This window comes from Bacteroides sp. L10-4, from assembly GCF_013373675.1.
Taxonomy (GTDB): domain Bacteria; phylum Bacteroidota; class Bacteroidia; order Bacteroidales; family Bacteroidaceae; genus Bacteroides; species Bacteroides muris.
On record NZ_JABXJH010000142.1, the window covers coordinates 1 to 1191 of the forward strand.

Here is a 1191-nt window from a genome sequence, read left to right on the forward strand (position 1 = left end):
AATGCATTCTCGGCATTCAACAAGGGACAACCCATGCCCATGCGCAGGCTGAGCCCCACCGTGCTGAAGAGATTCGAAAACTTCCTCAGGCAGAGGAACTGCAGCTGGAACACCGTGTCAACCTACATCAAGGCGATACGCTCGGTTTTCAACCGGGCGGTGGACAGAAAGATGGTGCGGTATGTACCCAGACTGTTTGAGCATGTGTACACCGGCACAAGGGCGGACAGGAAGAAAGCACTGGAAACAGCGGATATCGGATGCCTGGTAAGGGAGACGGAAAAGAGCCTGCAGGGAGGGAAACTCCCAAACACACGGCAGAAAACAAGGATTTTCTTCGTACTCATGTTCATGCTCAGGGGAATACCCTTTGTAGACCTGGCCTATTTGCACAAGAGGGACTTGCAGGGAAACACACTCTCTTATAGGCGAAGGAAGACGGGACGGGCGCTGACCGTGTCACTCACACCAGAAGCCATGCAGATGGTAAGGATGCTGGCGGACAGAGACCCCGACTCCCCCTATCTGTTCCCCATCCTGCAGAGCGAGGAAGGAACGGAAGCGGCATACCGGGAATACCAGTCGGCACTAAGGGCATTCAACCAGCGTCTGGCAGTACTCAGGCAATGCCTGGGAATGCAGTCGGCACTCAGTACATATGCGGCCAGACACACCTGGGCCACAATGGCTTACCACTGCGAGATACATCCCGGAATCATATCCGAAGCCATGGGACACTCCTCCATCACGGTGACGGAAACCTATCTGAAGCCTTTCAGCAACAGGAAGATTGACGAGGCCAATCAAAGGGTAATTTCTTTTGTAAGAAGCGGAGCGTGCATAGTATAAAAGACGTTACTTCATTTTAATACGACAGAATAGGTTTGTCGCACATTTTCCGGAATCTTCAAACAGTGGTTTGAGGAACGGGGAGGTGTTGCCCTTAAGGAGCCCCCATCTAATCTGTCAACAGGCTGTCATTCAGCATCTTGAACCAAAGGACATGCGCTTTCATTTTTTGGAATCCTCATTTCATCACCTTCCCACTGTCACTTTTTCCGACTTCCAATCCTCTTTCCGATATCCCAACGGACTGATTTTCACCATTCAGGACAAAAACCGCCTGTTCTCTCCTTGTCGACTGATTATTAATGAAATTAACAGGATTTCATTACCTGCGAAGTAACGGAA

The 1191-nt window shown here is 50.5% G+C and carries 1 protein-coding gene; it reads left to right on the forward strand.

The window, feature by feature from the left end; genetic code table 11:
• Positions 1-849: phage integrase SAM-like domain-containing protein (locus HU824_RS19420; protein ID WP_176469743.1), on the forward strand; the 849-nt coding region annotated here is incomplete at its 5' end.
• Between the last annotated feature and the right edge of the window lie 342 nt (positions 850-1191).